At 68.1% G+C, this 25,872-nt stretch carries 21 protein-coding genes and 1 other annotated feature (1 of these 22 running past the window's edge); of the genes, 6 read left to right on the forward strand and 15 right to left on the reverse strand.

Annotated elements, in window-relative coordinates:
- Positions 1 to 31 (reverse strand) — a sequence feature (mutual gap in cmsearch alignment for this rRNA model is longer than 100); it reaches 1,266 nt to the left of the window's first position.
- Between the two features lie 584 nt (positions 32 to 615).
- From B9W62_RS10465 to thyX, 3 genes are all read right to left on the reverse strand, one after another.
- On the reverse strand, positions 616 to 2,301 hold the full coding sequence (locus B9W62_RS10465) for a ribonuclease J (protein ID WP_087806927.1): 1,686 nt from the start codon (positions 2,299 to 2,301) through the stop codon (positions 616 to 618).
- A gap of 153 nt (positions 2,302 to 2,454) precedes the next feature.
- Entirely contained in the window at positions 2,455 to 3,354 is a 900-nt protein-coding gene (dapA, locus tag B9W62_RS10470; protein WP_087806928.1) for a 4-hydroxy-tetrahydrodipicolinate synthase, read from the reverse strand.
- A 227-nt stretch (positions 3,355 to 3,581) separates the two neighbouring features.
- Positions 3,582 to 4,322, reverse strand: coding sequence for an FAD-dependent thymidylate synthase (gene thyX, locus B9W62_RS10475; protein ID WP_087806929.1), 741 nt, complete (start codon positions 4,320 to 4,322; stop codon positions 3,582 to 3,584).
- A 191-nt stretch (positions 4,323 to 4,513) separates the two neighbouring features.
- On the opposite strand from thyX, the gene B9W62_RS10480 reads away from it, so the two are divergent.
- Together B9W62_RS10480 and B9W62_RS10485 are read left to right on the forward strand one after the other, a co-directional pair.
- Positions 4,514 to 4,753 carry a hypothetical protein gene (locus B9W62_RS10480; RefSeq protein ID WP_076976600.1) on the forward strand — a complete coding sequence of 80 codons (240 nt, stop codon included), beginning with the start codon at positions 4,514 to 4,516 and terminating at the stop codon, positions 4,751 to 4,753.
- Between the two features lie 116 nt (positions 4,754 to 4,869).
- Positions 4,870 to 5,424 carry a hypothetical protein gene (locus B9W62_RS10485; RefSeq protein WP_087806930.1) on the forward strand — a complete coding sequence of 185 codons (555 nt, stop codon included), beginning with the start codon at positions 4,870 to 4,872 and terminating at the stop codon, positions 5,422 to 5,424.
- Positions 5,425 to 5,501: 77 nt separating this feature from the next.
- Here B9W62_RS10485 and B9W62_RS10490 read toward each other — a convergent pair whose 3' ends face one another.
- The 5 genes from B9W62_RS10490 to rpsO all read right to left on the reverse strand — a co-directional run bounded on the left by B9W62_RS10490 (position 5,502) and on the right by rpsO (position 10,925).
- Positions 5,502 to 5,957, reverse strand: a complete 456-nt coding sequence (locus tag B9W62_RS10490; RefSeq protein ID WP_087806931.1) for a tetratricopeptide repeat protein — start codon at positions 5,955 to 5,957, stop codon at positions 5,502 to 5,504.
- A 13-nt stretch (positions 5,958 to 5,970) separates the two neighbouring features.
- On the reverse strand, positions 5,971 to 6,723 hold the full coding sequence (dapB, locus tag B9W62_RS10495) for a 4-hydroxy-tetrahydrodipicolinate reductase (protein ID WP_087806932.1): 753 nt from the start codon (positions 6,721 to 6,723) through the stop codon (positions 5,971 to 5,973).
- A 36-nt stretch (positions 6,724 to 6,759) separates the two neighbouring features.
- Positions 6,760 to 8,139 carry a M16 family metallopeptidase gene (locus tag B9W62_RS10500; RefSeq protein WP_087806933.1) on the reverse strand — a complete coding sequence of 460 codons (1,380 nt, stop codon included), beginning with the start codon at positions 8,137 to 8,139 and terminating at the stop codon, positions 6,760 to 6,762.
- Positions 8,136 to 10,355: a polyribonucleotide nucleotidyltransferase gene (locus B9W62_RS10505; RefSeq protein WP_087806934.1), complete on the reverse strand. Its 2,220-nt coding sequence runs from the start codon at positions 10,353 to 10,355 to the stop codon at positions 8,136 to 8,138. Before B9W62_RS10505 ends, B9W62_RS10500 begins: the two co-directional genes overlap by 4 nt.
- 282 nt (positions 10,356 to 10,637) lie before the next feature.
- Positions 10,638 to 10,925 carry a 30S ribosomal protein S15 gene (rpsO, locus tag B9W62_RS10510; protein WP_087806935.1) on the reverse strand — a complete coding sequence of 96 codons (288 nt, stop codon included), beginning with the start codon at positions 10,923 to 10,925 and terminating at the stop codon, positions 10,638 to 10,640.
- Positions 10,926 to 11,209: 284 nt separating this feature from the next.
- Here rpsO and B9W62_RS10515 point away from each other — a divergent pair, with 284 nt between their 5' ends.
- On the forward strand, positions 11,210 to 11,506 hold the full coding sequence (locus tag B9W62_RS10515) for a DUF397 domain-containing protein (RefSeq protein WP_087806936.1): 297 nt from the start codon (positions 11,210 to 11,212) through the stop codon (positions 11,504 to 11,506).
- Positions 11,507 to 11,612: 106 nt separating this feature from the next.
- Here B9W62_RS10515 and eccD read toward each other — a convergent pair whose 3' ends face one another.
- Complete coding sequence (gene eccD, locus B9W62_RS10520) at positions 11,613 to 13,130, reverse strand: type VII secretion integral membrane protein EccD (RefSeq protein WP_087806937.1); 1,518 nt, start codon at positions 13,128 to 13,130, stop codon at positions 11,613 to 11,615.
- 323 nt (positions 13,131 to 13,453) lie between these two features.
- On the opposite strand from eccD, the gene eccCa reads away from it, so the two are divergent.
- Positions 13,454 to 17,431: a type VII secretion protein EccCa gene (gene eccCa / locus B9W62_RS10525; protein ID WP_087806938.1), complete on the forward strand. Its 3,978-nt coding sequence runs from the start codon at positions 13,454 to 13,456 to the stop codon at positions 17,429 to 17,431.
- Positions 17,432 to 17,554: 123 nt separating this feature from the next.
- Here eccCa and B9W62_RS10530 read toward each other — a convergent pair whose 3' ends face one another.
- The 6 genes from B9W62_RS10530 to B9W62_RS10555 all read right to left on the reverse strand — a co-directional run bounded on the left by B9W62_RS10530 (position 17,555) and on the right by B9W62_RS10555 (position 22,674).
- Complete coding sequence (locus B9W62_RS10530) at positions 17,555 to 17,854, reverse strand: WXG100 family type VII secretion target (RefSeq protein WP_076976591.1); 300 nt, start codon at positions 17,852 to 17,854, stop codon at positions 17,555 to 17,557.
- A gap of 61 nt (positions 17,855 to 17,915) precedes the next feature.
- Complete coding sequence (locus tag B9W62_RS10535; protein WP_076976590.1) at positions 17,916 to 18,263, reverse strand: WXG100 family type VII secretion target; 348 nt, start codon at positions 18,261 to 18,263, stop codon at positions 17,916 to 17,918.
- Between the two features lie 56 nt (positions 18,264 to 18,319).
- Positions 18,320 to 19,609, reverse strand: a complete 1,290-nt coding sequence (locus tag B9W62_RS10540; RefSeq protein ID WP_087806939.1) for a S8 family serine peptidase — start codon at positions 19,607 to 19,609, stop codon at positions 18,320 to 18,322.
- 24 nt (positions 19,610 to 19,633) lie between these two features.
- Positions 19,634 to 21,328, reverse strand: coding sequence for a WXG100 family type VII secretion target (locus B9W62_RS10545; RefSeq protein ID WP_087806940.1), 1,695 nt, complete (start codon positions 21,326 to 21,328; stop codon positions 19,634 to 19,636).
- A 2-nt stretch (positions 21,329 to 21,330) separates the two neighbouring features.
- Positions 21,331 to 21,777, reverse strand: coding sequence for a hypothetical protein (locus tag B9W62_RS10550; RefSeq protein WP_087806941.1), 447 nt, complete (start codon positions 21,775 to 21,777; stop codon positions 21,331 to 21,333).
- A gap of 279 nt (positions 21,778 to 22,056) precedes the next feature.
- Positions 22,057 to 22,674 (reverse strand): hypothetical protein, encoded by a 618-nt coding sequence (locus B9W62_RS10555; RefSeq protein ID WP_087806942.1) that lies wholly within the window; start codon positions 22,672 to 22,674, stop codon positions 22,057 to 22,059.
- A gap of 267 nt (positions 22,675 to 22,941) precedes the next feature.
- Between B9W62_RS10555 and B9W62_RS10560 the strand changes: the two genes are divergently transcribed.
- Together B9W62_RS10560 and B9W62_RS10565 are read left to right on the forward strand one after the other, a co-directional pair.
- Positions 22,942 to 23,457 (forward strand): hypothetical protein, encoded by a 516-nt coding sequence (locus B9W62_RS10560; protein WP_087806943.1) that lies wholly within the window; start codon positions 22,942 to 22,944, stop codon positions 23,455 to 23,457.
- A 76-nt stretch (positions 23,458 to 23,533) separates the two neighbouring features.
- Positions 23,534 to 25,843 (forward strand): hypothetical protein, encoded by a 2,310-nt coding sequence (locus tag B9W62_RS10565; RefSeq protein ID WP_087806944.1) that lies wholly within the window; start codon positions 23,534 to 23,536, stop codon positions 25,841 to 25,843.
- Positions 25,844 to 25,872: the final 29 nt, after the last annotated feature.

Genomic DNA, 25,872 nt, shown 5'->3' on the forward strand with positions numbered 1-25,872 from the left:
ACCCACGTGTTACTCACCCGTTCGCCACTAATCCCCACCGAAGTGGTTCATCGTTCGACTTGCATGTGTTAAGCACGCCGCCAGCGTTCGTCCTGAGCCAGGATCAAACTCTCCGTGAATGTTTACCCGTGATCGGGTGACACCACGAGAGCGGAACAGTCGAAGGAATAATCCGACCGTTCACAGCGTCCTCGCTGTGTGTTACTTCAAAGGAACCTCGTCCCAGCCGAATGGCCGGAGACGGGGTATCAACATATCTGGCGTTGACTTTTGGCACGCTGTTGAGTTCTCAAGGAACGGACGCTTCCTTTGTACTCACCCTCTCAGGCTTTCCTCCGGGCGCTTCCCTTCGGTCTTGCGTTTCCGACTCTATCAGATCTTTCCGATCCGATTTCCTCGGTGCTTTCCAGGTTCCCGCTTTCGCGTTTCCCTTTCCGGCGGTTCCGACTTTATCAGAGATTCTGAGTCGGAATTTCCACCCTCCGGGGCGGCTCCGGACCACGAAGTGATCGGGTGCCCGTCCGAGCGGAGATGTAAACGTACTGGAGCGGGGCGCCCCGATGCAAATCGGGGCGCCCCGCTCCAGGTTGGCGCTGTCGTTGGTCCGACGGTCCGTCAGACCTCCACGACGACCGGCAGGATCATCGGCCGGCGCCGGTAGGTGTCCGACACCCACTTGCCCAGGGTCCTGCGGATCAGCTGCTGGAGCTGGTGCGGCTCGACGACTCCGTCCTGGGCCGAGCGCTCCAGTGTCTCGGTGATCTTGGGGAGCACCGCGGCGAAGGCCGAGTCCTCGATGCCCGAGCCGCGGGCCTGGACGTGCGGCCCACCGGTGATCTTGCCGGTGGAGGAGTCCATGACCACGAAGACCGAGATGATGCCCTCGTCGCCGAGGATCTTGCGGTCCTTGAGGGCCGGCTCGCCGACGTCGCCGACCGAGAGGCCGTCGACGTAGACGTACCCGGCCTGGACCTTGCCGGTGATCTTCGCCTTGCCCTCGACGAGGTCGACGACCACGCCGTCCTCGGCGATGACGATCCGGTCGTGCGGCACGCCGGTGAGGGCGCCCAGCTCGGCGTTGGCGCGCAGGTGGCGCCATTCGCCGTGGACCGGCATCAGGTTCTTCGGGCGGCAGATGTTGTAGAAGTACAGCAGCTCGCCGGCCGAGGCGTGGCCCGAGACGTGGACCTTGGCGTTGCCCTTGTGGACGACGTTGGCGCCCCACCGGGTCAGGCCGTTGATCACCCGGTACACCGCGTTCTCGTTGCCCGGGATGAGGGACGAGGCCAGGATCACCGTGTCGCCGTTGACGATGCGGATCTGGTGGTCGCGGTTGGCCATGCGGGACAGGGCGGCCATCGGTTCGCCCTGGGAGCCCGTGCAGACCAGGACCACCTCGCTGTCGGGCAGGTCGTCGAGCGTCTTGACGTCGACGACCAGGCCCGGCGGGACCTTCAGGTAGCCGAGGTCTCTCGCGATGCCCATGTTGCGGACCATGGAGCGGCCCACGAAGGCGACCCGGCGGCCGTACTCGTGCGCGGCGTCCAGGATCTGCTGGATGCGGTGGACGTGGCTGGCGAAGCTCGCCACGATGATGCGCTTGCGGGCGCCGGCGAAGACCTGCCGCAAGACGTTCGAGATGTCCCGCTCGGGCGGGACGAAGCCCGGCACCTCGGCGTTGGTCGAGTCGGCGAGGAGGAGGTCGATGCCCTCCTCGCTGAGGCGCGCGAACGCGTGCAGGTCCGTGAGGCGCCCGTCGAGCGGAAGCTGGTCCATCTTGAAGTCGCCGGTGTGGACCACCATGCCCGCGGGGGTGCGGATGGCGACGGCCAGCGCGTCCGGGATGGAGTGGTTGACCGCGACGAACTCGCAGTCGAAGGGGCCGACGCGTTCGCGGTGTCCCTCCGCCACCTCGAGGGTGTACGGGCGGATGCGGTGCTCCTGGAGCTTGGCCTCGATGAGCGCGAGGGTCAGCTTGGAGCCGATCAGCGGGATGTCCGGCTTCTCGCGGAGGAGGAAGGGGACGCCGCCGATGTGGTCCTCGTGGCCGTGGGTCAGGACGATGCCCTCGATGTCGTCGAGGCGGTCCCGGATGGACGTGAAGTCCGGCAGGATCAGGTCGATGCCGGGCTGCTCCTCCTCGGGGAAGAGCACGCCGCAGTCGACGATCAGCAGACGGCCGCCGTATTCGAAGACCGTCATGTTGCGGCCGATTTCGCCGAGGCCGCCCAGCGGGGTGACCCGGAGGCCGCCCTTGGGGAGCGCCGGGGGCCGGCCCAGTTCAGGATGCGGATGACTCAAAAGACTCTCCTCACCACACGCGCCACGTACCGGTGGGCACGTGGCGCGCGTGACGTTCGTGCAGAAGCAGTTGTCGTATGGGGTGCGGGCACCGGTGGCCCGCCTATTCAGTTGTGAAGTCCGTCCGGTCGTGCGGTGGTGCGAAGTCTGATGTCAGAGCTGTACCCCGCCGGCGGCAAGATCGATCTTGAGCTGCTCGTTTTCCTCGGGCGTGAGGCCGACCATGGGGGCGCGCAGTGGTCCGGCGGGCAGGCCCTGGAGAGCGAGCGCGGCCTTGGTGGTCATGACGCCCTGGGTGCGGAACATGCCGGTGAAGACGTGGAGCAGCTTCTGGTGGATCTCCAGGGCCTTCTGTACGTCACCGGCGACGAACGCGTCCACCATGGCGCGCAGCTCGGGGGTGACGACGTGGCCGACGACCGAGACGAAGCCGACCGCGCCCACGGAGAGCAGCGGCAGGTTCAGCATGTCGTCGCCGGAGTACCAGGCGAGGCCGGAACGCGCGATGGCCCAGCTGGCCCGGCCGAGGTCGCCCTTCGCGTCCTTGTTGGCGACGATCCGCGGGTGCTCCGCGAGGCGGACCAGGGTCTCGGTGTTGATCGGGACGCCACTGCGGCCGGGGATGTCGTAGAGCATGACCGGGAGCCGGCTGGCGTCGGCGATGGCCGTGAAGTGCTGGTACAGGCCCTCCTGCGGGGGCTTGTTGTAGTACGGCGTGACGAGCAGCAGGCCGTGGGCGCCGGTGCGCTCGGCGGTGCGGGCCAGCTCGATGCTGTGCTGGGTGTTGTTGGTGCCGACTCCGGCGACGACGTGTGCCCGGTCGCCGACGGCCTCCAGGACGGCTCGTACGAGGTCCGCTTTCTCCGCGTCGCTGGTGGTGGGGGACTCGCCGGTGGTGCCGTTGACGATCAGGCCGTCGTTGCCTGCGTCCACCAGGTGGGTGGCGAGCCGCTGGGCGCCGTCGAGGTCGAGTGCGCCGTCCGCCGTGAAGGGCGTGACCATGGCGGTGAGGACCCGCCCGAAGGGGGTCTGCGGAGTGGAGGTCGGAGCCATGGGTTACACGCTACTCGTTGCTCAGGGCGGGGTCTGCCCTCGGGGGAGGCGGCAGGTCGGAACGGAAGTGGAGCCCGGCACTGCCTGCTCGGGGGTTCAAGCAGTGCCGGGTCCCTTTGATCAGGCTAGATGAACTTCTCCAACCGCCGCAATCCGGACACTTCGCATGGTTGAACCGTACATCTGTGCCCGGACGGGGCGGTCCGGAGGCCGCAGGCCGGGCTCCGTTACGGCGCGACGCGGCCGTTGGCGTTGAAGGCGGCGTGGGTGAGCGGCATGAGGCGGGCCCACTCCGCCTCCATCTTCTCGCCGACCATCTCGATCTCCCGCTGCGGGAAGGAGGGCACCTTCGCCAGCTCGTGCTGCGTGCGCAGGCCCAGGAAGTGCATCATCGAGCGGGCGTTGCAGGTGGCGTACATCGACGAGTACAGCCCGACGGGGAGCACCGCGCGGGCCACCTCGCGGGCGACGCCGGCGGCGAGCATCTTCTGGTACGTCGCGTAGGCCTGGCGGTAGGAGTCCTCCATCGCGCCGCCGACCAGTTCGTGCTGCTCCGGGGTGCCCTCGACGAAGACGTACTTGCCGGGGCGGCCCTGCTGCACCAGCTTGCGGGAGGCGTCAGGCACGTAGAAGACCGGCTGGAGCTCCCGGTAGCGGCCCGACTCCTCGTTGTAGGACCAGCCGACGCGGTGCCGCATGAACTCCCGGAAGACGAAGATCGGGGCGCTGACGAGGAAGGTCATCGAGTTGTGCTCGAACGGGCTGCCGTGCCGGTCCCGCATGAGGTAGTTGATCAGGCCCTTGGAGCGCTCCGGGTCCTTCTTCAGCTCGTCCAGGGACTGCTCCCCGGCGGTCGAGACGCGAGCGGCGAACAGCACGTCGGAGTCGGTCGCGGCGCTCTTGACCAGCTGGACGGTGATGTCGCTGCGGAGTTCGATCTTCGGATCGTCGGCGGGGGTTTCGGTCACGGTGTGGAGGGCCTTCCCAGTCAATCTCGGCGCTTGGCGAGGCCACTCTACGACCCGGCCGGGGGCGCCGAATCGGGCGATCGGTGCCGTGCCGCAATGAAGTCGGTGAAACAGGGCACCTGGAGGGGCGTTCGTTCGTCTGTATGAGTAACAGCACTTCATTCCAGTCCCAGAAGGGAGACGCAGTCCCTATGATCCGCCGGCGTGAACCCGTGCCGTTCGCCTTCGTCGCCGAGGCCGACAGGTTCCGCAGCAATGTCACACCCCCGCCGCGTGAGCGGGCGTCCTTCGGCCAGCTGGCCGGGCGCTGGCTTCTCGGCGTCACCGTCGTCGCCGGTCTCGTGGGCTCCCTGGTGATCGGGATGCCCGCCCTGTCCGCCGACCAGCCCTCCCCGCACAAGCAGCCGTCGCAGGCCTCCGAGGGGCGCTAGGCACACCGGGCAGGGGCGGCCCGGCTCCGTCCGGACCCCCGAGGGTGGTGACCGGAGACACAGGTCGGTAGCCTCACCGGGCACAACACTTGCCTTGGAACGAGTGAGGACCAGCCGTGCCCCTGCCCTTCCTGACGGCCGACCGCGCCTTTGACCCGGCCGACGACGTCGCGCTGCCGTACGACGACCGCGACCTGTGGCGCCGGCCCTACCGGCCGGGGCCGTGGCGGGTGGGGGCGGCGGCGTTGATGCTGCTGCTCGCCTCGTTCGTCCTGTTCGCGGCGGTCATCATCGCGGCGACCGGCGGGCCGTCCTCCGCCGGGGTGGTCTTCGGCCTCGCGGTCGTCGTCATCCTGTGCGCCCTGCGGATGCTGCGCATGGGCGCGTGGGTGAGCGCGCACGGCGTGCGTCAGGTCGCCTTCTTCACCACGCGCACGGTGGCCTGGCAGCAGGTCGCCAGCGTGCGCACGGTGCAGCAGCCGGTGCGCTGGCTGGGACTGCCGCGCACGGTGCAGGGGCAGGCGCTCCTCGTGGTGCGGCAGGGCCGGTCGACGGAGCCCGCGGCTCCGCTGCTGACCACGCACAACTCCGACTTCCTTGCCCGCGACGGCGCCTTCAACCGGGCGGCCGACGCGGTGGAGGCGTGGGCCGACGAGTACCGACGGGGCTGACGCACTCGAGAGGCGAAACGCCGGGGCCCGGACCGCAGCTGTGCGGTCCGGGCCCCGGCGTTTCGCCCGCGGCCGGCTCAGGCGGCCTCGACGTGCTTGCCGTCGTGCAGCGCGATCGCCCGTTGCATCGCCTTGCGGGCGCGCGGGGTGTCGCGGGCGTCGTGGTAGGCGACGGCGAGCCGGAACCAGGTGCGCCAGTCGGCCGGGGCGTCCTCCGTCTCGGCCTTGCGCAGGGCGAAGACCGCGTCGGCCGACTCGCGGTCGACGCGGCCGCTGGGGGTGCGCTTCAGCTCGTCGACGGGCAGTCCGCCCTCGGCGTCGAGTTCGGCGGCGAGGGCGTTGGCCCGGCGGACGAACTGGGTGTTCTTCCAGAGGAACCACAGGCCGATCACCGGCAGGATCAGCACCGCGACCCCGAAGGTGACGGTGAGGAGCGTGCCGGTCTTGATGAGCAGCACGCCGCGGCTGCCGACCAGGGCGAAGTAGAAGACCAGGACGGCGGCCGTGACGAGGTAGGTGATCTTCGCGCGCATCAGGGTGAGGGTCTCAGTTCAGGTCCAGGAAGTGTTCCAGGCCGAAGGTGAGGCCCGGGGTGGTGACCACCCGGCGGGCGCCCAGCAGGATGCCCGGCATGAAGCTGCTGTGGTGCAGGGAGTCGTGCCGGACGGTGAGGGTCTCCCCCTCGCCGCCGAGCAGCACCTCCTGGTGGGCGAGCAGACCGCGCAGCCGGATCGCGTGCACCGGGACGCCGTCCACGTTCGCGCCGCGGGCGCCGTCCAGGGCGGTGGCAGTGGCGTCGGGCGCCGGTGCGGAGCCTGCCTTCTGCCGGGCCTGAGCGATCAGCTGGGCGGTGCGGGTGGCGGTGCCGCTGGGGGCGTCCACCTTGTTCGGGTGGTGCAGCTCGACGACCTCGACGGACTCGAAGTACGGGGCCGCGATCTGCGCGAACTTCATGGTGAGCACGGCGCCGATGGAGAAGTTCGGCGCGATGAGCACGCCGGTCCCCGGGGAGGCGTCGAGCCACGCGTTCAGCTGCGCGAGGCGCTCGTCGGTCCAGCCGGTGGTGCCGACGACGGCGTGGATGCCGTGGCGTACGCAGTAGTCGAGGTTGTCCATCACCGAGGCGGGGGTGGTCAGCTCGACGGCGACCTGGGCGCCGGACTCGGCCAGTGCCTCCAGGCCGTCGCCCCGGCCGAGGGCCGCGACCAGCTCCATGTCCTCGGCGGCCTCGACCGCCCGTACCGCCTCGGAGCCGATCCGGCCCTTGGCACCGAGGACGGCCACGCGCAGCTTGCTCATGTTGTGTTCGCTTCCTTAACCGTGAGACCGGGAGTGTCAGGCGACGGCGTCGTGCAGCCGGGACGCCTGCTTGTCCTTGAGCGGGCCGATGACCGACAGGGACGGCCGGTGGCCCAGGACGTCGCGGGCGACGGCGCGGACGTCGTCCGGCGTGACCGAGGCTATCCGGGCCAGCATGTCGTCGACCGACATCTGCTCGCCCCAGCACAGCTCGCTCTTGCCGATACGGTTCATCAGCGCGCCCGTGTCCTCCAGGCCGAGGACCGTGGAGCCCTGGAGCTGGCCGACGGCGCGGCCGATCTCGTCGTCGGTGAGGCCGTGCTCGGCGACGTGGTCCAGCTCGTCGCGGCAGATCTTGAGCACGTCGTGCACCTGGGAGGGCCGGCAGCCCGCGTACACGCCGAAGAGGCCGCAGTCGGCGAAGCCGGACGTGTACGAGTACACGCTGTAGGCCAGGCCGCGCTTCTCCCGGACCTCCTGGAACAGGCGCGAGGACATGCCGCCGCCGAGGGCGGTGTTGAGGACGCCCATGGCCCAGCGGCGCTCGTCGGTGCGGGCCAGGCCCGGCATGCCGAGGATGACGTGGGCCTGCTCGGTCTTGCGGCCGATCAGCTCGACGCGGCCCGCGGCCCGGATGGTGCGCCGGCCGTCGCGCGGAGCGAGCGGCTGGGCCACCTGGTCCTTGAGGGCCCCGGCCTTCTCGAAGGCGGCGCGAACCTGGCGTACGACCTTGTTGTGGTCGACGTTGCCGGCCGCGGCGACCACCAGGTGGGTGGGGTCGTAGTGCTTCTTGTAGAAGCGGCGGATGCGGTCGGCGGTGAGGGCGTTGACCGTGTCGACGGTGCCGAGGACGGGGCGGCCCAGCGCGTTGTCGCCGAACATGGTGTGCGCGAACAGGTCGTGCACGCAGTCGCCCGGGTCGTCCTCGGTCATCGCGATCTCTTCGAGGATGGCGCCGCGTTCGACGTCGACGTCCTCCTCCTGGATCAGCGAGCCGGTCAGCATGTCGCAGACCACGTCGATGGCGAGCGGCAGGTCGGTGTCGAGCACGCGCGCGTAGTAGCACGTGTACTCCTTCGCCGTGAACGCGTTCATCTCGCCGCCGACCGCGTCGATGGCGGAGGAGATGTCCAGGGCGCTGCGCTTGCGGGTGCCCTTGAAGAGCAGGTGCTCCAGGTAGTGGGTGGCGCCGTTCAGCGCGGGGGTCTCGTCGCGGGAGCCGACGTGGGCCCAGATGCCGAAGGTCGCCGAGCGGACCGAGGGCAGCGTCTCGGTGACGATGCGCAGGCCGCCGGGGAGGGTCGTCCTGCGGACCGTGCCGATGCCGTGCTCGCCCTTGATGAGGGTTTGGGTACGGGCGACGGCCCGCGCCTCCGAGGAGGTGCGGGCCGTCGCCTTGGCGCTACGGGACGTCACTGGTCGGCGTCGTCCTTCTTGTCGTCGTCGCCCGCTTCGCCCTCGATCACGGGGATCAGGGAGAGCTTGCCGCGGGAGTCGATCTCGGCGATCTCGACCTGGACCTTCGCGCCCACGCCGAGGACGTCCTCGACGTTCTCCACGCGCTTGCCGCCGGCGAGCTTGCGGATCTGCGAGATGTGCAGCAGACCGTCCTTGCCAGGCAGCAGGGAGACGAACGCGCCGAAGGTGGTCGTCTTGACGACCGTACCCAGGTAGCGCTCGCCGACCTCGGGCATGGTCGGGTTGGCGATGCCGTTGATCGTGGCGCGGGCGGCCTCGGCCTGCGAGCCCTGGGCGGCACCGATGTAGATCGTGCCGTCGTCCTCGATCGTGATGTCGGCGCCCGTGTCCTCCTGGATCTGGTTGATCATCTTGCCCTTGGGGCCGATGACCTCACCGATCTTGTCGACGGGGATCTTCACGGTGATGATCCGCGGCGCGTTCGGGGACATCTCGTCCGGCGTGTCGATCGCTTCCATCATCACGTCGAGGATGTGGAGGCGGGCGTCACGGGCCTGCTTGAGGGCGGCGGCCAGGACGGAGGCGGGGATGCCGTCCAGCTTGGTGTCGAGCTGGAGCGCGGTCACGAACTCCTTGGTGCCGGCGACCTTGAAGTCCATGTCGCCGAAGGCGTCCTCCGCACCGAGGATGTCGGTGAGGGCGACGTAGTGCGTCTCGCCGTTGATCTCCTGGGAGATCAGGCCCATGGCGATACCGGCGACGGGGGCCTTCAGCGGCACACCGGCGTTCAGCAGCGACATGGTGGAGGCGCAGACCGAGCCCATGGACGTCGAGCCGTTGGAGCCGAGGGCCTCGGACACCTGGCGGATCGCGTAGGGGAACTCCTCGCGCGTCGGCAGCACCGGCACGATGGCGCGCTCGGCGAGGGCGCCATGGCCGATCTCGCGGCGCTTCGGGGAGCCGACACGGCCGGTCTCGCCGACGGAGTACGGCGGGAAGTTGTAGTTGTGCATGTAGCGCTTGCGGGTCACCGGGGAGAGGGTGTCCAGCTGCTGCTCCATGCGGAGCATGTTCAGGGTGGTGACGCCCAGGATCTGGGTCTCGCCACGCTCGAACAGGGCCGAGCCGTGCACGCGCGGGATCGCCTCGACCTCGGCGGCCAGGGTGCGGATGTCGGTGACACCGCGGCCGTCGATGCGCTTCTTCTCCTTGATGACGCGCTCGCGCACCAGGGACTTGGTCAGCGCGCGGTACGCGGCGGAGATCTCCTTCTCGCGGCCCTCGAACTGCGGCAGGAGCTTCTCGGCGGCGAGGCCCTTGACGCGGTCCAGCTCGGCCTCGCGCTCCTGCTTGCCGGCGATGGTGAGCGCCTGCGTCAGCTCGGGCTTGACGGCGCCGGTCAGCGCCTCGAGCACGTCGTCCTGGAAGTCCAGGAAGATCGGGAACTCGCCGGTCGGCTTGGCGGCCTTGGCGGCGAGGTCGGCCTGGGCGCGGCAGAGCACCTTGATGAAGGGCTTCGCGGCGTCGAGACCGGCGGCGACGACCTCCTCGGTGGGCGCCTCGGCGCCGCCCTCGACCAGCTTGATGGTCTTCTCGGTGGCCTCGGCCTCGACCATCATGATCGCGACGTCGCCGTCCTCCAGGACGCGGCCCGCGACGACCATGTCGAAGACGGCGTCCTCGAGCTCGGTGTGCGTCGGGAAGGCCACCCACTGGCCGCGGATCAGCGCGACGCGGACGCCGCCGATCGGGCCGGAGAAGGGCAGGCCGGCCAGCTGCGTCGACGCGGAGGCGGCGTTGATCGCCACGACGTCGTACAGGTGGTCGGGGTTGAGGGCCATGACCGTGGCCACGACCTGGATCTCGTTGCGCAGGCCCTTCTTGAAGGACGGGCGCAGCGGGCGGTCGATCAGGCGGCAGGTGAGGACGGCGTCCTCGGAGGGCCGGCCCTCACGACGGAAGAAGCTGCCGGGGATCTTGCCGGCGGCGTACATCCGCTCCTCGACGTCCACCGTGAGGGGGAAGAAGTCGAGCTGGTCCTTCGGGTTCTTGGAGGCGCTGGTGGCCGACAGCACCATGGTGTCGTCGTCCAGGTACGCCACGGCGGAACCGGCGGCCTGACGGGCCAGGCGGCCCGTCTCGAAGCGGATGGTGCGGGTGCCGAAAGCGCCGTTGTCGATCACGGCTTCGGCGTAGTGGGTCTCGTTCTCCACTAGTGGTTTCTCCGATGCTTGTCGTCTTTTGTCCCGCCCGCCCGTGTGGCGGAGGGGACGGAGCCGGAGAAGCGTTCCGTGCGGTGCGGGCCGGTCTTCGATCGAAGCACCCGGGGATCTGCCCCCGGGGGCCACTACCGAGGACCGGCGGCGGCGGTGCGGTCCGCTTCTCCTCGTACGTCTTGTTCTTCTGTTACCACACTACAAAGGGGTGGCGACAGCGCGCACGTACAGCAAAGGGAGCGGCCCCCTTGCGTTGGGAACCGCTCCCTTCACGGTGTGCTAGCGGGCGCCCGCCGCACCGCGGCGGATGCCGAGGCGCTCGACCAGCGCGCGGAAGCGCTGGATGTCCTTCTTGGCGAGGTACTGAAGCAGCCGGCGACGCTGGCCGACCAGGATGAGCAGACCACGACGGGAGTGGTGGTCGTGCTTGTGGGACTTGAGGTGCTCGGTCAGGTCGGAGATCCGACGGGACAGCAGAGCGACCTGGACCTCGGGGGAGCCGGTGTCGCCCTCCTTGGTACCGAACTCGGTGATGATCTGCTTCTTCACTGCGGCGTCGAGCGACACGCGTACTCCTCTGGGTCTGTGACTGGCCACCGAGTGCCCCCGGTCTACGTCTCGGGGGATCTTCCGTAACTCGGAAGGCGGGGATCCGCTGGGCGCGACCTCCAGGGCTCACAGCTCCGGGGGCGCGTACACAAACGGCCGTCACACAGCCTACCAGCCCGTAGGGACACCTCCGCCCGTCCCCCGTACCGGTGCCTCCATCGGTGAACCACTGACCTGGCAGAACGGGGACAAGTATGGTGACCGCACAGTTCGTTGGCACAGCAGGAAGGACCGGACCCGCGATGGCCGAGGCCGAGGACAAGGAACTCCGAGCACGCAAGGACCGGGAGCGGGACGAGCTCTACGCCCTCGACATCTCCGGTGTGGAATGGCACAGCGCGCCCGGCACCGAGGCCCACGAGGAACGGGTCGAGATCGCCTACCTGCCGGAGGGTGCCGTCGCCATGCGGTCCTCGCTCGACCACGACACCGTGCTGCGGTACACGGAGGCGGAGTGGCGGGCGTTCGTGCTCGGTGCGCGGGACGGGGAATTCGACCTGGAACCGGCCGCGGAACGCTCTGGGGGCGACGTCGAGTAAATGGGGGTGTGCTGTACGCCCTCCCCCGGCCGTGCAGGGAAGGGGAGCGGTGTCCCCGTTCCCTTCACGCTCCTCCAGCCGCCTCTCGGAGCCTCTCAGCCGGCTCTCAGTCGCCTGCCATCGACCGCGCCGCGGAGTAGACGTCGAACACGGCGAGAGCCAAGGGGATCAGCGTCAGGAGCACGAAGACTTCGGCGATCTCCATGAAGCGTCCCCAGAAGGGCGTGACGCCGCCCCGAGGGGCGATCAGGCCGATCGCGGTGACCAGCGCCACAGCCGCGGCGACCGCGGCCGCCAGCCAGACGCTGCGCATGTCCAGGGCGGCGGTGTCGCCCTGGAGCGCGTCCCGCACGTACTCCACCGGCGGGTTCATGGCCAGCCCCAGGCCGAGGAAGACCAGGCAGGCCAGCCCGGCGGCCAGCGTGGCGGCGACCTGGGTGGTGTATCGGAACAGCTGCGCCCGCATCACCATCGCGACGCCGGTGGCGAGCGTCAGGAGCTGCGCCCACATGTTGCCCGTGAAGCCAAGGACGACCGACGCCCCCACGGAGACCACCGCGCAGCCGCCGACCAGTCCCGCGAGGAGCTCATGGCCGCGACGGGCCTGCGCCGCGATGCGTTCGACGTCCACGGGTTCCGGCGCACTGGTGTCGTCCGCCGAGTAGGAGCCGCGTGGCTGGTTGGGCGGTTCGAAGCCGGTGGGCAGCCGCGCGAAGCGCAGCGACAGGCCCGGCAGGAAGGCGAGGGCGCACACCGACAGGACCGCGCAGACCGCGGCCGTCTCCATCGGCTCCAGGTCCGTCAGCATCGCCGCGAACGTGGCGAGCAGGCCGACCACCGACGAGAAGACGAAGGCCACGAAGGCGCTGTCGCCGCTCGGTGACACCAGGGTGAGTACGACGGAGGCGACCAGGACCGCCGCGCACGCCAGGAGGAACTGGAGCCGTCCGATGCCCTGCCCCTCAGCGAGCGGGACCAGCCCTGAGCCCGCCACGGCGACGTTTGCGAGGGCGCCCAGCCCGAGAGCCAGGGCGGAGCCCCGGTCCCGGTACACGCGCGCACGCACGCACGCGAAGGTGACGAGCAGGACGCCGGCGACCGCGGCGAGGATGCCCTGCACGCCGTGCATGTCGTGGCGGACCTGGGAACTCCAGGCCACGAACGCCAGCAGAACGGGGAACACGCCCGCTCCGACCAGGCAGGCCACGCGAGTGAGCGCACCGTCCCACAGGGTGCGGTCCTGGACGACGGAGGAGGCGACCGCCTCCGAGACGTCGTCGAAGACCGCAGGGGGCAGGGAGTCGGCGAACGGACGCAGCGTGAGCAGCTCGCCGTCCAGGATGCGCTGCGCCGCGAAGGAGCGGGCACTGTCGAGGACGGTCCCGTCTCGGCGTACGAGGTGATACCCGACCGGCGCACCCTCCTCCGGGCTCTGCTGGGAGAACCGCAGGATCTCCGGATACAGGTCGGCGACGGGCACGTCGTCGGGCAGGGCCACGTCGATGCGACTGTCGGGCGCCACGATCGTGACCCGGCAGAAGCCGAGCCCCGAACCGGCCGCGGCCGGGCCTCGGGCACCCGTGCCTGTTCCGCCTGGTGCGCCGGTCGGCGCGGAGGCCGTCATGCTCACCCGCTGTTCCCCCTCGTAGGTGATATCGGCAAGGTACGGCACCGGCGCGCCCTGCCGGTCGGTGGCGATCCTGCCCCGTGGTCCCGCGTCACCCCTGACCGCTGCGCGGCGCGCGCGGGGTGCGCGTATCGAGCGTGGTGCTGTCCGCGGGGTTCCACAGGGCCCCGGGCGGATTCGCAACTGCTCACGCGTCTCACGGGCACCCTACCGCCCACTGCTGGCTGTGTGTGTCAGTAGGATCGCCCTTTGCGATCGACGTGCACCGGGAGACGGGCGGTGGGCGGAACGGGTCGGGCCGGCAAGGGAATTGGTGCGGAGTGAGCCACATCGTCGTCAAGCGCCCACCTCGGGCGCTGCCGAAGAACGTGCCCACGGAGGAGGTCCACCTGCAAGCACCTCCGGAACTCCCTCGCGGGCAGCAGGAGGGCGCGTTGATGCAGCTCCTGCCCATGCTCGGCATGGGTGGGTCCGTGGTGTTCTTCTTCAATCCCTCGGCCCAGCCCATCATGAAGATCATGGGCATGGTGATGATCGCGTCCACGATCGCCATGGGCATCGCGATGCTGGTGCGCTACCGCCGCGGCAACCAGGGACAGATGGCCGACATACGCCGGGACTACCTCCGCTATCTGTCGCAGACCAGGCGCGCCGCCCATGAGACGGCGAAGGCCCAGCGCGACGCGCAGTACTACCTGCATCCGGCGCCGGAACAGCTGTGGGCCCTGGTCGCCGAGGGCAGCCGGCTGTGGGAAAGGCGCACGGGCGACGAGGACTTCGCCCAGGTTCGCGTGGGTCTCGGTCCGCAGGCCCTGGCCACTCCCCTGGTGCCGCCCCAGACGGCTCCGGTGGACGAGTTGGAGCCGCTGACCGCAGGGGCCATGCATCGCTTCCTCGCCACGCACAGCACCCTCCAGGAACTGCCGATGGCGGTCTCCCTGCGGGCGTTCTACCACGTGACGGTCAGCGGCGAACCAGCCACCGTGCGCGGGGCCGCCCGGGCCGTCACCGCCTCGCTCGCCGCACTGCACTCCCCCGAGGACCTGGTGATCGCCGTGGCCACCGGGCGGGAGTCGGCGACCGAATGGGAGTGGACGAAGTGGCTCCCGCACGCGCAGGCGGGCGATGCCGCGGACGGCGCGGGTTCCCGTCGGCTGGTGACAGCCGACCCGACGGCCCTCGAAGAGCTGCTCGGCAGCCGCCTCGAGGGCCGGCCGAGGTTTCATCCGGCAGGCCGGCCGGTGCCCGACCAACCGCACCTGGTCATCGTGCTCGACGGAGTCTCCCTGCCGCCGACGTCGCTTCTGGCGAGTCCGGAGGGCATGCAGGGGGTGACCGTGATCGAGGTGGTCCCCGGCACCCTCGCCACCGGACGCGGGGACCTCTCGCTCGTCGTGCAGCCGAAGGAGCTGCGCCTGGAGGCGGCGCACGGTGCGGTCTACGAAGGCACGCCCGACGTCCTCTCCCCGGAGAGCGCCGAAGCGCTGGCGAGGCAGCTGGCGCCCTTGCGGGCGGGAACGGGCGGGGACGACGACGAGCCGCTGCTGGCCAACCTGGAGTTCACGGATCTCCTCAACCTCGGTGACGCCGCTTCCGTCGACACCCGCCGGACCTGGCGGCCCCGCTCCCAGTCCGAACGGCTCAGGGTGCCGATCGGCGTCGGCGAGGACGGCCGGCCCGTGATGCTCGACCTGAAGGAGGCGGCGCAGGAGGGCATGGGACCGCACGGCCTGTGCGTGGGCGCGACCGGTTCCGGCAAGTCGGAACTGCTGCGCACCCTGGTCCTCGGCCTCGCCGTGACCCACTCGTCCGAGACGCTCAACTTCGTGCTCGCCGACTTCAAGGGCGGCGCGACGTTCGCCGGTATGGCTCAACTGCCGCACGTGGCAGCCGTGATCACCAACCTCGCCGACGACCTGACCCTGGTCGACCGGATGGGTGACTCGATCCGCGGTGAGCTCAACCGCCGTCAGGAGATGCTCCGGGACGCGGGCAACTACGCCAACATCCACGACTACGAGAAGGCCCGCGCGGCCGGCGCCGCACTGCAACCGATCCCCTCGCTCGTCCTGGTGATCGACGAGTTCAGCGAACTGCTCACGGCCAAGCCGGACTTCATTGAGATGTTCGTGCAGATCGGCCGTATCGGCCGGTCGCTGGGCGTCCACCTGCTGCTCGCCTCGCAGCGGTTGGAGGAGGGCCGTCTGCGCGGTCTGGAGACGTACCTGTCGTACCGGATCGGGCTGCGCACCTTCTCCGCGGCCGAGTCCCGGTCCGCACTCGGTGTCCCGGACGCCTACGAACTGCCGAACGTCCCCGGCTCCGGTTTCCTGAAGTTCGGTACGGACGAGATGGTGCGCTTCAAGGCCGCGTACGTCTCGGGCGTGTACCGCACGAGTGCGCAGCAGGCGGCGACGCGCGGCGGCCCTCGGCCGGTCGACCGGCGGCCGGTGCTGTTCACCGCCGCCGAGGTGCCGGTGCGGTACCTGGCGGTACCGCCGCAGCGCGAGGAGACTCCGGACCGGACGGACGACGACGCGCTCGCCGACACCGTGCTCGATGTCGTCGTCCGGCGCCTGGAGGCGCAGGGCCCGGCCGCCCACCAGGTGTGGCTGCCGCCGCTGGACAGCCCGCCGTCGCTCGACACACTGCTGCCCGGCCTCGCCCAGGTGGCGGGGCGCGGCCTGACCCAGCCCGGCTACGAAGGCGCGGGCCGGCTCGTCGTGCCCGTCGGCATCGTCGACAAGCCGTACGAGCAGCGCCGGGACCCGCTCTGGGTGAACTTCGGCGGCGCCGCCGGCCACATGCAGATCCTGGGCGGACCGCAGTCCGGCAAGTCGACACTCCTCCGCTCGGTCATCGCGTCGTTCGCGCTCACCCACACTCCGCACGAAGTGCAGTTCTACGCTCTGGACTTCGGTGGCGGCGGTTTGGCGGCGGTGGCCGGCCTGCCCCACGTCGGAGGCGTGGCCTCACGCCTGGACCCCGAGAAGGTACGGCGTACCGCGGCCGAGGTCTACGGCGTGCTGACCCGCCGCGAGGAGTACTTCCGCACCGCCGGCATCTCCTCGATCGCGGAGTTCCGCGCACGCCGCGCGCGGGGTGACATCCCGGTGACCGACCAGCCGTGGGGCGACGTCTTCCTGGTCATCGACGGGTGGGGGAACTTCCGCGCGGACTACGAGGCGCTGGAGTCGGTCGTGCTGGACATCGCCGCTCGCGGCCTCGGCTACGGCATCCACGTGATCCTCACCGCGTCACGCTCCATGGAGGTCCGCAGCAACCTCAAGGACCACCTGATGAACCGCCTCGAGTTGCGGCTCGGGGACACCATGGACTCGGAGTTCGACCGCAAGGTCGCGGCGAACGTGCCGACGGGTGTGCCCGGGCGCGGCCAGACGCCGCAGAAGCAGCACTTCATGGCGGCGGTCCCGCGCATCGACGGGCTGTCCTCGGACTCCGACCTCGCCGAGGCCACCCAGGCGCTCGGGACCGAGGTCGCCCGGCACTGGCAGCAACCAGGTGCACCCGCGGTGCGGTTGCTGCCCCGCGAGTTCCCCGCGAACCAGCTCCCCCCGGGCGACCGGTTCCCCCGGCGGGGGGTGTCCTTCGCACTCGACGAGGACAGCCTGGAACCGGTGTTCGTGGACTTCGAGCAGGACCCGTTCTTCCTCGTCCTCGGCGAGAGCGAGTCCGGCAAGTCGAACCTGCTGAAGCTCCTCATCCGGCGTCTGACCGAGCGCTACGACGGCGACTCCTGCAAGCTGTTCGTCATCGACAACCGCCGCTCGCTGCTGGGCGTCACCCCGCCGTCGCACCTGGCCGAGTACGTTCCCATGTCGAACCAGATGCAGCACCACATGGACGCGCTGGCCGAACTGATGCGGCGCCGGACGCCGACCGCCGACGTCACGCCGGAGCAACTGCGCGACCGCAGTTGGTGGCAGGGGCCGACGGTGTACATCGTCATCGACGACTTCGACCTGGTCGCCACGTCCAGCGGCAACCCTTTGGGCCACCTCACCGAGCTTCTGCCCTTCGCCCGGGACGTCGGCGTGCGCTTCATCATCGCCCGCTCGACCGCGGGCGCGGGCCGCGCCGGGTACGAGGCCTTCATGCAGCGCCTCAAGGAACTCGGCGCCCAGGGCGTCGTCCTCAGCGGCGACCCGGCCGAGGGCGACCTGCTGGGCGGGGTGCGCCCACGTCCGATGCCGCCGGGCCGGGGCGTGTTCGTGTCCCGGCGGCGGGGGAAGCCGTTGGTTCAGGTGGGGCTGGTGGAGGACGAAGGCGGGCGGTGACGGGGGCCGACTCGGGCCCTCGGACCAGAAGGCCGCCTTCTGGTGAACTCCCCGGACACACAAGAGGGTGGGCGTCTCCCGCGCACGCCCACCCTCGTCACTGCCGCGACGCTGCCGCTGTGTCTACTGCAGGTACCTGGACGCCGCCAGGTCACCCTCCATGTACGTACCGCCGGACGATCCCACGACATGGCCGATGCCCATGAGGGCCTGGTGGATGTCGGTGGTTTCCTTGCGCCAGAGTTCCAGCTTCAGCGCGTAGGCCTCCTGAGCCTTGCCCGCCCAGTACTGCTTGCTGCTTTCCACCATCTTGGTGAGCTGCTGAATGTCTTCGTCGAGCAGCTTCGCCTCGTTGGCGAGGTTGGTCGCCGCGAAGTCGAGCCCGTCGTATGTCACTTGCAGACCGTCGGCGTTACGGCTCATCTCTGCCTACCTCATCTCGTTCGGAATGTACTGCGGCTGTGGCTGACGTCTGCCGCTCGCCTCAGAAGGAGCTGAGGGGCGACGACTGCACCGTGGGAGCACCGTCGTTGACGTTGATCTTGTTCACGGCAGCGAGGACTTCGTCTTCCTTGCTGTCCTTGATGTTGCGCGTCGCGGTCATCGCGTCCACGACGTCGGCGAGGATGCGGCCCATGTTCTGCAGCGACGTGTTGATCTCGTACTGCTTCTTGTCGAAAGCCGCACGGCCGATGCCCTGCCACTGACCCTCAAGGCTGTCGATCACACCCTGTAGGTTGTGGACCCGCTTGCGGATGCTCTCGAACTTCTCGTACATGTCCTTCTGCAGCTTGACTACCGCTGCGTCTTCGAGCTTCTGGTCGACGGCCATGATCCGCCCCTGCCCTCCCTGTTACTTCTCTCCATACGACACCGACGACGCCGGTGTCAGTTCGCGCGCCGGGCCCGCAGTACGGCGAAGGCGCCGCCACCGATCACGACCACGGCTGCGGCGGCGCCGAGCGCGATCCACAGCGTGCTGCCGCTGTCGCTCGACGCGTCGGCCGCCGCGGTCCTCGCATCGTCCGATCCTGCTGCCGCCGGCTTGTCCTTGGCCGACCCTGCCGCGCCTTGTGACGCGGTCGTTGCACCCGCGGACGGCGTCGAGGAGGCGGACGCCGGGGGGATCTCGGTCACCAACTTCTCCCCCTCCTGACTGTTCTCCTTCCGCAGCGGGTCGGAGTACGGCTCACCACCGTCGTAGTCCGGGTTCGCCAGCACCGAGCGGGGGCGGATGGTTCCGTAGCCCCCGGTCGCGGTCGGCTTGTCCTTGGGCCACTTGCGGCCGGCCGTGTCGATCAGGGCGCGGGTGACCTGGTTGGCCGTCCAGTCGGGGTGTTCGGACCAGATGAGGGCGGCTGCGGCGGAGGTGATGGCGGTGGCGGCGCTGGTGCCTGGCATATCGGGACAGTACTGATCGAAATTCGGCTTGCAGTAGCCTGGGATGTTCTCACCCGGCGCCACCAAATCGACGTAATTGCCCGACTGAGCGAAGTCCGAGATATTGCTCTTCTCATCAATGGATGACACACCGATAACGTACGGATAGGCAGCTGGGTAGCCGATATACCCACTGTCTCGGCCTTCATTTCCCACGCCCGCGACCAACAACTTTCCCTTGGACGCTGCGTACTTCACCGCCTTTTCGAAGTCCGCCTCATAGGCGGGAGAGGTGAAGGACATGCTGATGATGTGCGCATCGCTGTCCGCGGCAACCTTGATCGCTTGCATCGCAGTAGGAGCTCGCTTCTCTTCGTTGGCGGTAAGCGAGCGCCCTAGCGCGATGCGGTACGGCACGATCTTCGCATCAGGTGCCAGTCCTCGGATCCCGCCCCCTGCCCCGGTGCCGGCGATCAGCTCCGCCATGGTCGTCCCGTGGCCGTCGTAATCCTCCGTGGCTCCGTACGCGACCTGCTCCGGTACTACATCAGCCAGAACCTGGCCTTCGAGTGAGGGCGTGCCAGGGTTCACTCCACTGTCAATCACAGCGACCTTGATGCCCTCCCCTCTGCTGACCTTCCACATCTTCTCGGCCTGCATCGGTCCCAGGTACCACTGCTCCGACTGCACGTCGGCCGCAGTGGCACCAGGGGCAAAGCTCACGCCAACGGCAATCAGGGCGCTCGCGACGGCGCCCCCAAGGCGTACTCGCAGCCCTCGGCGTGTTGCTGACTTCATGATGGGGTGAGTCCTCGCTCGCGCTCAGTTGACGACCGGCGGCACATCGCGCCGCGGATTCGTAGGCAGGTGTGTCTCTTCGTCCTCGACCAAATAGTCGGGTCGCTCCGCGCCTTCCTCCCTGCGTTCGTCACGACGGCGCCCACGCTCGCCGGGCCCGCGCACGAGCCCTGCACCACCACGGGTCATACCGTTCCGTTCGGCGCGGGCGGCAGACCTCGACCCAGCGGGCACACCGGTGATACCGGGCTTCGCCGCGGAACGGCCCTTGCCCGACTGAGACCCGGCGTCGGCCCCGACGACCGTGCCACGGGGGAGCTTCGGACCACTGCGTCCCGTTACTCCGGTAGGGCTCGCCTGCCGACCGCCGACCACACCCCCGGTCCGGCCCGCGCCGGTGACCGGGCCACTCGTCGGCCTCGGCGCCATCGTGGGATTGGGACGCGGTGTACCGCCGCTCACCCCGTGCCCCATGGGAGACGGCTTGGCTCCTGACGTGATCCCCTTGGCTCCGGGCTGCTGCCCAGCAGACGTCGGACGCCCCACCTGATTGAAGGGGCCCTGATTGCCCGGACGCCCCGGACCGGGGCCCCCACCCGAGCCGGGAGGCGTCACACGCCCCTGGGCGGAGAAGGGTGCCTTGGTACGACCGGGTCCCCCATCAGGCCGACCGGAGCGGCCTGGGGGTACGGGAGAGCCCAAGCCAGGTGGGGGTGGACCGATCGGCCCCCCGCCTTGAGTCGAAGGCAGCGTGGTCGGCACCGTGTGACCGGACGTGGGAGCTGTGGGGAGCGTCGGCGCTTCAACACTGTCGATGGTCGTCGCAACGGGCACGTGAGTGAAGACGGTCTGCCTTGTGATCCCTTCAGGGGAAGCGACCGCGCCACCGGCCTCCTGGGGCCGAGCGGGATCCTCCAGGGTTGTGATCGAACGGCCACCTGCGGGACTTCCGGTCTCGCTTCCGTGAACGCCACCAGGCCGGCGGTCAGCGGGCACGTCCCCGATCACATCATTGCCGGGCTTCGGAACCCCCACATCCGGCATAGCCTTGAACGTCGGCGGTTCCAGCCCCGCAAGCAACTCCTCCGACACAGCGTAGTAGGACGACAACCGGTTCATTTGGTTGATCGCCTCTTGACGGTTCTTCTCGACACGAACCGCTTCCGCGTACTCACTGTTGCCCTCGACCTGCTTGGGAGTCGGGATCTGCTCGGGTCGCAGCGCCTTGGTCGTCGGCCTCGTATCGCGTTCCGGCATCGCGGTGCGTACGTTGGCCAGGCCAACGGCAGCAGCGGTGATCTGGTCTCCCGCCCCGCCAGCAAAGGCACTCAGGCCCTGCGTGCTGGTGACGAGCGAGCGTCCCCACGTGCGGAAGGCCTCGCCCGCCTCACCCACCCAGTGAACGTTGCCAATATGACCGTCCAGTTCCTTGGCCGCGTCCTTGATGGCGTCCCGCGCATCCCACAGCGCCTTGCCGGAGCTCTCCAGGTCTTCCGGATTCGTCCGTTCGACGAGGTCGACCATCTCGTTGAGGTCGTGGTCCTCGAAGTTCGTCCGGCCCGGCATGGCCGAACCCAGCGGCGTCGATTCGACAGCCGACTGCAGCATCCTGTTGAAGATGCCGAACGAAGGACGTTCTTCCAGGCCTCGGGTGAAGTCCGCAACGGCGTTCTGCTGAGAGACTCGGTCGTAGTCCGCCTCGTGGTGCTTGTCGGACATCTTCAAAGGCTCCCGCTGACGGTCGGTTCGGGGCGCCGCTCGTCGCCCTTTGCATCCTCGATCTGCTTAATCTGCGTCTGGATCTGTGCGAAGCGGCGGCGCTGCTCCTCTTCGAGGTTGTCGAAGCCCACATGCGCGCCCCGGACGGCGATACCGATCGCCTCGATTTGAAGGTGCAGCGTCTTCGAAAGCCTGGTGAGCTCCTCGTGAACCCGGTTGTACTGCAGGTACAGCGCATTGGCCTCCGGAAAGGCGGCCATGCTGCCGCTGTTCAGCGAGGACGGCTTGATCCTTTGTGCGCCGATGCGCGTGGGATCACCCGCCGAGCCCTCAAGATTGCGAAGTGCGCTGTCCACCCGCTTCACGAACGTCGACAGCGCCTCGCCAGTGACCTCCAGGTTGGCCGCCCTGCCGGCGGACACCCCTCCCACCATTTCAGCTGGAAGCATGCTGCTACCTCCCCCGCTTCCCCGTACATCCATCGCTCGAGACAGCCTGGACCGCTCGCACGCGCAACTGATCGTAGCCGCAAGAGATCGTCACTGTAGTCATCGGGTAGCTCGTACCCAACCGCCATTTGCGCCAGCCTCCTTGCTGGCACACGCTGGCCGACCGCGACGCCGGCCCTACGGTCCCTTGACTCTTCATCCACAGCCAACGCCGAAGCCAGTCGTGTCAGCCACAATGCGTCATGTAAGCCACTGACTTACCTAGAGGGCTGGGACGTCTCAACAGTCGCCTGACCGGCTCGACACGGTGAATGTGTACTTCGGCAGCTTCACCGCCGCCGCGTCGCCGGAGAGCCCGGGCGCCACGGTCTCGATATGGCCGTCGTGCGTACGCTTGACGTCCATACAGAAGGCCGTGTCCGCCCCGTTAGCTGTGATGCGGTACTGGGCCTGGTCGGAGACCGCCGGGCCGACCGACGTGGCGTCCACCCCCAGTTGGGGGGCGTCCCCGCCACCGTGCTCAACGACCTCCTGCTCGACCTTCCTGGCGTATTCACCGTCGAAGTCGGCCGGGACGTCCTCCTCCAGCGGGTCGCCGTAATTGAAGCTGCCGTCAAGGGCTCGCGTCGCGCCCTTGACCGCACTCGTCAGTTCGTCGTCGCTCCACTCCCCATTGTCCTGCACGGCCAGCCCCTGGAAGCCGCCGACGACACAGGTGACGGCCATAACGACCAGGATGGTGCGGCCAGCCACGAAGGGCCCGTCCGGGAGGCCCGGAGCGGAGGGATTCAGCGACTCCCGCCACGAGCGAACACGGTCGGCCTTGATGCATGCCATGAGAACCAGCACGGCAGCGAGCACGAACAGGAAGAGCGTCAGCCCTGTCAGTTCTGACATCTCCGGCCCGCCCTTGTCCGACGTCGTTGCCGTGCCCCGTGTTGACCCACCGCCAAGACCTTCCCCCTCCGAACGTCGCCGTCGCAGACGGCGTGGGCCGGAGACTCTCACCCTTCCGACTGCGAAGGCGCGTACGTCTGTGACTGGCCGAGGACCTACGTCGCCCAGTCCAGCCGTTGCTAGGTTATGGCAGAGTCCGGTCATCGTACGGCGCCCTCCGGTCCGCGATGGCGTCGGCGGTCCTGCACACGGGGAAGGTAGCCGTCCATGGCATGGGACGAGTGGGAGCAGCTCAAGGCCGACGCGTTGGAGCGGCAGACGGGCGGCTCCGCGCACATGCAGTTGAATCAGTTGGACGGAGGCGGCCCCGTCAAACCACCGAGCCGGTACGGGGACCTGAAGGTCAAGAACGACGCCCTCACCAAGGTCGGCAAGGACGCCCACACCCTGTACAACCAGCTATGGGACAAGGCCCGTGTCCACATCGTCAGCAGCGACAGCGCCGCAGGCGATCTGTCGAAGCAGGGCTTCGCACTGGGCGCTGGGCTCAAGCATGTGTCGACCCGTTGGGACGAGCAGCTGAAGTCCTTGATGGACGCCTGCGCCCAGATCTCCAACCACATGCAGGTCTCCAAGAAGACCCATGACGGTGACGAGGGGTACATCCTGCGTCAGATGAGCAGCATCGCGACGCTGGACGCAGGTTTCGACGAACGGGTCGGGCCGCCTGGAAAACACAACGACATCTACGGCGAGCAGAACAAGGAGAAGGAGAAGGACTGACGCGCCCGCCCCCCGCTGATGGGCGGGCGATCCCAGCTCCCTCCAACCCCCCGACTCGCGAGGAACGAATAGCTCCATGGAACTCGAAGCCCTGCGCGATGCCAACTTCAAGCTGGTCGACGATGCCCTCACGGACTGGTCGACCCTGGTGGGCAGTCTCGCCGAGATGAAGAAGGATGCAGAGGACAACCTGCATCAGGGCGCCAACAAGGCCGATTGGGCCGGCGTGAATGCCGAGGTGTCCAAGGAGTTCATCGGGAAGACGGCGGGCGAGTTCGCCGACGCCCATACCCAGGCGAAGACCATCTACAGGATCCTCAATGACACCGTGGGCGAACTGAAGGACTATCATCAGCAGCTTCTCGATGCCCTTGAGGGAGGTCGCAAGAAGAACCTCACGGTCATCGGCTTCGAGGGTGGTTTCACCGTCACCACGAACGCACCGCCCGAGGCGCGCAGCAAGATGGACCAGGAAAACAAGGCCGACATCACCGCGCTGCGGGACCGGATCCAGGGCATCCTCAACAAGGCCACCGAGAGCGACGAATCGGCCAAGACCGTCCTCCAGGCCATCGCCGACCAGAGTTCGCTGGGCTTCTCCGACGCCAACTACACCGACCGGGACTCCGCCGCCGAGGCCGTCAAGAAGGCCGAAGAACTGGCGGCGCTGGCCAAGAAGAACCCTGACGACCTGAGCGTCAAGGACTTCGACAAGCTCAACACGGGGCTCAAGAAGTATGCCGACGACGAACTGTTCGCCGAACGATTCGCCACCGCGCTCGGCCCCAAGGGGACGCTGGAGTTCTGGACCGGGATCAGCGATCCGCAGCGGGGGAACTGGGACTTGGGGCGTGAGCGCTTCGAAGAGTTCGACGACTTGCAGCGAAGTCTGGGCATGACGCTGGCCACCGCGACGCAAAGCGATTCGACGGCGATGGGCACCTGGAAGCACACGATGATCGACATCGGCGAAAAGCCGCTGTACGGCGACCGGGGTGGTCCGATGGGCTTCCAGGTCATGAGCAACCTGATGCGAACCGGTGACTACGACGACGGGTTCCTCAGGGACTACGGGACCAAGCTCATGGAGACTGAGCGGAAACTCACGGGGAATGGGGAGCATCGCAACCCCATGTGGAGCGTGAGCGGCGCCAGTTCTTGGCTCAACCGCATCGGGGAGGACAGTGGTACCGACCCGCTGACCGGATACCTGAAGGGACTGTCCAACAGCCCTGACGCGGCGACCGACTTCTTCAACCAGCAGTACGTGTCCAAGGACGACCCGGACAACCCCTTTGAGCGCGAGACCGGGGAGGACGGAAAGAAGGGCAAGGCCTCCTTGTCCAACTTCCAGTACCTGTTTGAAGAGCGGGACTGGCCCCAGGAGTCCAACCTCAAGGGCGACGACCTGCATACCGGGCAGAACAATCTGGCACTGGCGCTGGAGGCGGCAACCACGGGTCACCCGGCGGGTGAATTGCCCTCAGCAGACACGCCTCCTCACAACGCGCAGCAGGCAAAACTTATGGAGAGTCTCGTGTCCTCTGTCGCGGGCAGTCCGGAACGTCTGACAGACCACGGTTACATGTCGGACAGCATCGGTCAAATCACTTCCGAGTATCTTCCCGACTTGAACCGAGCCATGAGCGATGAAGAACGAGGATCGGATGATTGGAAGGACATCGAAAAGCTCTACCCAGTCGCTGGCACGGAAGCCAAGCTTTCACACACGGACGTAACCAAGCTCCTATTCACCGTCGGGCAGAATCCGGAGGGATACGCCGCGATCGAGGTTGGCCAGAAGGATTACATGGGGCGACTGATGGACTACCACTTGAATCCGGATCTGCCGTCAGATCGACAAGTGTCCGACAACTACCAACTCCTTGCCGAGAGAATCGCAGGTCGATCGGGCGAGGTATCCGGGACTCTTGGACTCGGCGCGCAGGAATATATTGGCAAGGAAGCCTCAGATAAGGACAAAGGGTTTGAGCAGGCGATTGCCCAGCGGAAAAATATGATCTCAGGTGTGGTGGGGACCGCAGTCGGAGTGGGCACTTCCTTCATCGCTACGCCCTGGGTGGGCGCCCTGGCCGGAGGGGGCGCAGGAACTGCGACGAGCGTTATCCTGGAGGAACTTTTCCAGGATGCCGAGGGGAAAGCGAAAGCGGACGCTCAAGTAAATGGCGGCCAGTACTGGCAACAAGGTCTTGTACGGGGGATGGACGTCACACAGTTGGCTGTGCGCGAATCGGCAGAGCGATATCACACCATAGACGCAAGTGACGCCGCATCGGCCGCCGGGGAGGCAAGTCGCCAGGGCTACATCAATGCTCGAGCGATTCTTGAGGGGCAGTCACCTGGAAGCATCACGGAGTATTCATGATTCGGCATCGGAAAAGTATGAGCAACCTT

The organism is Streptomyces sp. CS113 (assembly GCF_002188365.1).
GTDB classification, from domain to species: domain Bacteria; phylum Actinomycetota; class Actinomycetes; order Streptomycetales; family Streptomycetaceae; genus Streptomyces; species Streptomyces tendae.

What these genes read in the sequence shown, in the direction of transcription:
- B9W62_RS10535 (WP_076976590.1), bottom strand. Translation starts at nt 18,263, where the DNA reads ATGGCCGTCGACCAGAAGCTCGAAGACGCAGCGGTAGTCAAGCTGCAG.
- eccD (WP_087806937.1), bottom strand. Translation starts at nt 13,130, where the DNA reads ATGACGGCCTCCGCGCCGACCGGCGCACCAGGCGGAACAGGCACGGGT.
- B9W62_RS10515 (WP_087806936.1), top strand. Translation starts at nt 11,210, where the DNA reads ATGGCCGAGGCCGAGGACAAGGAACTCCGAGCACGCAAGGACCGGGAG.
- B9W62_RS10480 (WP_076976600.1), top strand. Translation starts at nt 4,514, where the DNA reads ATGATCCGCCGGCGTGAACCCGTGCCGTTCGCCTTCGTCGCCGAGGCC.
- B9W62_RS10545 (WP_087806940.1), bottom strand. Translation starts at nt 21,328, where the DNA reads ATGTCCGACAAGCACCACGAGGCGGACTACGACCGAGTCTCTCAGCAG.
- B9W62_RS10490 (WP_087806931.1), bottom strand. Translation starts at nt 5,957, where the DNA reads ATGCGCGCGAAGATCACCTACCTCGTCACGGCCGCCGTCCTGGTCTTC.
- dapA (WP_087806928.1), bottom strand. Translation starts at nt 3,354, where the DNA reads ATGGCTCCGACCTCCACTCCGCAGACCCCCTTCGGGCGGGTCCTCACC.
- B9W62_RS10540 (WP_087806939.1), bottom strand. Translation starts at nt 19,609, where the DNA reads ATGAAGTCAGCAACACGCCGAGGGCTGCGAGTACGCCTTGGGGGCGCC.
- dapB (WP_087806932.1), bottom strand. Translation starts at nt 6,723, where the DNA reads ATGAGCAAGCTGCGCGTGGCCGTCCTCGGTGCCAAGGGCCGGATCGGC.
- B9W62_RS10565 (WP_087806944.1), top strand. Translation starts at nt 23,534, where the DNA reads ATGGAACTCGAAGCCCTGCGCGATGCCAACTTCAAGCTGGTCGACGAT.
- B9W62_RS10550 (WP_087806941.1), bottom strand. Translation starts at nt 21,777, where the DNA reads ATGCTTCCAGCTGAAATGGTGGGAGGGGTGTCCGCCGGCAGGGCGGCC.
- B9W62_RS10530 (WP_076976591.1), bottom strand. Translation starts at nt 17,854, where the DNA reads ATGAGCCGTAACGCCGACGGTCTGCAAGTGACATACGACGGGCTCGAC.
- B9W62_RS10560 (WP_087806943.1), top strand. Translation starts at nt 22,942, where the DNA reads ATGGCATGGGACGAGTGGGAGCAGCTCAAGGCCGACGCGTTGGAGCGG.
- B9W62_RS10555 (WP_087806942.1), bottom strand. Translation starts at nt 22,674, where the DNA reads ATGTCAGAACTGACAGGGCTGACGCTCTTCCTGTTCGTGCTCGCTGCC.